At 51.1% G+C, this 5,276-nt stretch carries 2 tRNA genes and 2 rRNA genes; all 4 read left to right on the plus strand.

The window, feature by feature from the left end:
- Window positions 1–316: 316 nt before the first annotated feature.
- A 16S ribosomal RNA gene (locus tag E4P01_RS07925) occupies window positions 317–1,853 on the plus strand.
- Window positions 1,854–1,935: 82 nt separating this feature from the next.
- Window positions 1,936–2,012: transfer RNA gene (locus E4P01_RS07930), tRNA-Ile, on the plus strand.
- A 30-nt stretch (window positions 2,013–2,042) separates the two neighbouring features.
- Window positions 2,043–2,118: transfer RNA gene (locus E4P01_RS07935), tRNA-Ala, on the plus strand.
- Between the two features lie 247 nt (window positions 2,119–2,365).
- A 23S ribosomal RNA gene (locus tag E4P01_RS07940) occupies window positions 2,366–5,257 on the plus strand.
- Together the 16S and 23S rRNA genes with 2 tRNA genes alongside form the textbook arrangement of a ribosomal RNA operon.
- Window positions 5,258–5,276: the final 19 nt, after the last annotated feature.

Genomic DNA, 5,276 nt, shown 5'->3' on the forward strand with positions numbered 1-5,276 from the left:
CTGTAGAATTCGCCTCCCGCTTCGGAGAGATCTTAAGCGCAAGTGGTTGAAGTTGTTGAAGAAATCTTCGAAAGCTTCTGAAAATAATCACTTGACAGCAAATGAGGCTGCTGTAGAATGCGCGCCTCGGTTGAGACGAAAGATCTTAACCAACCGCTCTTTAACAACTGAATCAAGCAATTCGTGTGGGTGCTTGTGGAGTCAGACTGATAGTCAACAAGATTATCAGCATCACAAGTTACTCCGCGAGAAATCAAAGATGTAACCAACGATTGCTGAGCCAAGTTTAGGGTTTCTTAAAAACCCAAAGATGTTTGAACTGAAGAGTTTGATCATGGCTCAGATTGAACGCTGGCGGCAGGCCTAACACATGCAAGTCGAGCGGTAGAGAGAAGCTTGCTTCTCTTGAGAGCGGCGGACGGGTGAGTAATGCCTAGGAATCTGCCTGGTAGTGGGGGATAACGTTCGGAAACGGACGCTAATACCGCATACGTCCTACGGGAGAAAGCAGGGGACCTTCGGGCCTTGCGCTATCAGATGAGCCTAGGTCGGATTAGCTAGTTGGTGGGGTAATGGCTCACCAAGGCGACGATCCGTAACTGGTCTGAGAGGATGATCAGTCACACTGGAACTGAGACACGGTCCAGACTCCTACGGGAGGCAGCAGTGGGGAATATTGGACAATGGGCGAAAGCCTGATCCAGCCATGCCGCGTGTGTGAAGAAGGTCTTCGGATTGTAAAGCACTTTAAGTTGGGAGGAAGGGTTGTAGATTAATACTCTGCAATTTTGACGTTACCGACAGAATAAGCACCGGCTAACTCTGTGCCAGCAGCCGCGGTAATACAGAGGGTGCAAGCGTTAATCGGAATTACTGGGCGTAAAGCGCGCGTAGGTGGTTTGTTAAGTTGGATGTGAAATCCCCGGGCTCAACCTGGGAACTGCATTCAAAACTGACTGACTAGAGTATGGTAGAGGGTGGTGGAATTTCCTGTGTAGCGGTGAAATGCGTAGATATAGGAAGGAACACCAGTGGCGAAGGCGACCACCTGGACTAATACTGACACTGAGGTGCGAAAGCGTGGGGAGCAAACAGGATTAGATACCCTGGTAGTCCACGCCGTAAACGATGTCAACTAGCCGTTGGAAGCCTTGAGCTTTTAGTGGCGCAGCTAACGCATTAAGTTGACCGCCTGGGGAGTACGGCCGCAAGGTTAAAACTCAAATGAATTGACGGGGGCCCGCACAAGCGGTGGAGCATGTGGTTTAATTCGAAGCAACGCGAAGAACCTTACCAGGCCTTGACATCCAATGAACTTTCCAGAGATGGATTGGTGCCTTCGGGAACATTGAGACAGGTGCTGCATGGCTGTCGTCAGCTCGTGTCGTGAGATGTTGGGTTAAGTCCCGTAACGAGCGCAACCCTTGTCCTTAGTTACCAGCACGTCATGGTGGGCACTCTAAGGAGACTGCCGGTGACAAACCGGAGGAAGGTGGGGATGACGTCAAGTCATCATGGCCCTTACGGCCTGGGCTACACACGTGCTACAATGGTCGGTACAGAGGGTTGCCAAGCCGCGAGGTGGAGCTAATCCCATAAAACCGATCGTAGTCCGGATCGCAGTCTGCAACTCGACTGCGTGAAGTCGGAATCGCTAGTAATCGCGAATCAGAATGTCGCGGTGAATACGTTCCCGGGCCTTGTACACACCGCCCGTCACACCATGGGAGTGGGTTGCACCAGAAGTAGCTAGTCTAACCTTCGGGAGGACGGTTACCACGGTGTGATTCATGACTGGGGTGAAGTCGTAACAAGGTAGCCGTAGGGGAACCTGCGGCTGGATCACCTCCTTAATCGACGACATCAGCTGCTCCATAAGTTCCCACACGAATTGCTTGATTCATTGAAGAAGACGAAAAGAAGCAGCCCGAAATTGGGTCTGTAGCTCAGTTGGTTAGAGCGCACCCCTGATAAGGGTGAGGTCGGCAGTTCGAATCTGCCCAGACCCACCAATTTTGTGTGGGAAACGCCTGTAGAAATACGGGGCCATAGCTCAGCTGGGAGAGCGCCTGCCTTGCACGCAGGAGGTCAACGGTTCGATCCCGTTTGGCTCCACCACTACTGCTTCTGTTTGTATAAAGCTTAGAAATGAGCATTCCATCGTTGTGATGGTGAATGTTGATTTCTAGTCTTTGACTAGTTCGTTCTTTAAAAATTTGGGTATGTGATAGAAAGATAGACTGAACGTTACTTTCACTGGTAACGGATCAGGCTAAGGTAAAATTTGTGAGTTCTCTTAATTGAGAAATTCGAATTTTCGGCGAATGTTGTCTTCACAGTATAACCAGATTGCTTGGGGTTATATGGTCAAGTGAAGAAGCGCATACGGTGGATGCCTTGGCAGTCAGAGGCGATGAAAGACGTGGTAGCCTGCGAAAAGCTTCGGGGAGTCGGCAAACAGACTTTGATCCGGAGATGTCTGAATGGGGGAACCCAGCCATCATAAGATGGTTATCTTGTACTGAATACATAGGTGCAAGAGGCGAACCAGGGGAACTGAAACATCTAAGTACCCTGAGGAAAAGAAATCAACCGAGATTCCCTTAGTAGTGGCGAGCGAACGGGGACTAGCCCTTAAGTGGCTTTGAGATTAGCGGAACGCTCTGGAAAGTGCGGCCATAGTGGGTGATAGCCCTGTACGCGAAAATCTCTTAGTCATGAAATCGAGTAGGACGGAGCACGAGAAACTTTGTCTGAATATGGGGGGACCATCCTCCAAGGCTAAATACTACTGACTGACCGATAGTGAACTAGTACCGTGAGGGAAAGGCGAAAAGAACCCCGGAGAGGGGAGTGAAATAGATCCTGAAACCGTATGCGTACAAGCAGTGGGAGCCCACTTTGTTGGGTGACTGCGTACCTTTTGTATAATGGGTCAGCGACTTATTTTCAGTGGCGAGCTTAACCGAATAGGGGAGGCGTAGCGAAAGCGAGTCTTAATAGGGCGTCTAGTCGCTGGGAATAGACCCGAAACCGGGCGATCTATCCATGGGCAGGTTGAAGGTTGGGTAACACTAACTGGAGGACCGAACCGACTACCGTTGAAAAGTTAGCGGATGACCTGTGGATCGGAGTGAAAGGCTAATCAAGCTCGGAGATAGCTGGTTCTCCTCGAAAGCTATTTAGGTAGCGCCTCATGTATCACTGTAGGGGGTAGAGCACTGTTTCGGCTAGGGGGTCATCCCGACTTACCAAACCGATGCAAACTCCGAATACCTACAAGTGCCGAGCATGGGAGACACACGGCGGGTGCTAACGTCCGTCGTGAAAAGGGAAACAACCCAGACCGTCAGCTAAGGTCCCAAAGTTATGGTTAAGTGGGAAACGATGTGGGAAGGCTTAGACAGCTAGGAGGTTGGCTTAGAAGCAGCCACCCTTTAAAGAAAGCGTAATAGCTCACTAGTCGAGTCGGCCTGCGCGGAAGATGTAACGGGGCTCAAACCATACACCGAAGCTACGGGTATCACGTAAGTGATGCGGTAGAGGAGCGTTCTGTAAGCCTGTGAAGGTGAGTTGAGAAGCTTGCTGGAGGTATCAGAAGTGCGAATGCTGACATGAGTAACGACAATGGGTGTGAAAAACACCCACGCCGAAAGACCAAGGTTTCCTGCGCAACGTTAATCGACGCAGGGTTAGTCGGTCCCTAAGGCGAGGCTGAAAAGCGTAGTCGATGGAAAACAGGTTAATATTCCTGTACTTCTGGTTATTGCGATGGAGGGACGGAGAAGGCTAGGCCAGCTTGGCGTTGGTTGTCCAAGTTTAAGGTGGTAGGCTGGAATCTTAGGTAAATCCGGGATTCTAAGGCCGAGAGCTGATGACGAGTTAACTTTTAGTTAACGAAGTGGTTGATGCCATGCTTCCAAGAAAAGCTTCTAAGCTTCAGGTAACCAGGAACCGTACCCCAAACCGACACAGGTGGTTGGGTAGAGAATACCAAGGCGCTTGAGAGAACTCGGGTGAAGGAACTAGGCAAAATGGCACCGTAACTTCGGGAGAAGGTGCGCCGGTGAGGGTGAAGGACTTGCTCCGTAAGCTCATGCCGGTCGAAGATACCAGGCCGCTGCGACTGTTTATTAAAAACACAGCACTCTGCAAACACGAAAGTGGACGTATAGGGTGTGACGCCTGCCCGGTGCCGGAAGGTTAATTGATGGGGTTAGCTAACGCGAAGCTCTTGATCGAAGCCCCGGTAAACGGCGGCCGTAACTATAACGGTCCTAAGGTAGCGAAATTCCTTGTCGGGTAAGTTCCGACCTGCACGAATGGCGTAACGATGGCGGCGCTGTCTCCACCCGAGACTCAGTGAAATTGAAATCGCTGTGAAGATGCAGTGTATCCGCGGCTAGACGGAAAGACCCCGTGAACCTTTACTATAGCTTTGCACTGGACTTTGAATTTGCTTGTGTAGGATAGGTGGGAGGCTTTGAAGCGTGGACGCCAGTCTGCGTGGAGCCAACCTTGAAATACCACCCTGGCAACTTTGAGGTTCTAACTCAGGTCCGTTATCCGGATCGAGGACAGTGTATGGTGGGTAGTTTGACTGGGGCGGTCTCCTCCTAAAGAGTAACGGAGGAGTACGAAGGTGCGCTCAGACCGGTCGGAAATCGGTCGTAGAGTATAAAGGCAAAAGCGCGCTTGACTGCGAGACAGACACGTCGAGCAGGTACGAAAGTAGGTCTTAGTGATCCGGTGGTTCTGTATGGAAGGGCCATCGCTCAACGGATAAAAGGTACTCCGGGGATAACAGGCTGATACCGCCCAAGAGTTCATATCGACGGCGGTGTTTGGCACCTCGATGTCGGCTCATCACATCCTGGGGCTGAAGCCGGTCCCAAGGGTATGGCTGTTCGCCATTTAAAGTGGTACGCGAGCTGGGTTTAGAACGTCGTGAGACAGTTCGGTCCCTATCTGCCGTGGACGTTTGAGATTTGAGAGGGGCTGCTCCTAGTACGAGAGGACCGGAGTGGACGAACCTCTGGTGTTCCGGTTGTCACGCCAGTGGCATTGCCGGGTAGCTATGTTCGGAATAGATAACCGCTGAAAGCATCTAAGCGGGAAACTAGCCTCAAGATGAGATCTCACTGGAACCTTGAGTTCCCTGAAGGGCCGTCGAAGACTACGACGTTGATAGGTTGGGTGTGTAAGCGCTGTGAGGCGTTGAGCTAACCAATACTAATTGCCCGTGAGGCTTGACCATATAACACCCAAGCAATTTG

This window comes from Pseudomonas sp. NCIMB 10586 (genome assembly GCF_023127895.1).
Taxonomy (GTDB): Bacteria; Pseudomonadota; Gammaproteobacteria; order Pseudomonadales; family Pseudomonadaceae; genus Aquipseudomonas; species Aquipseudomonas synxantha_A.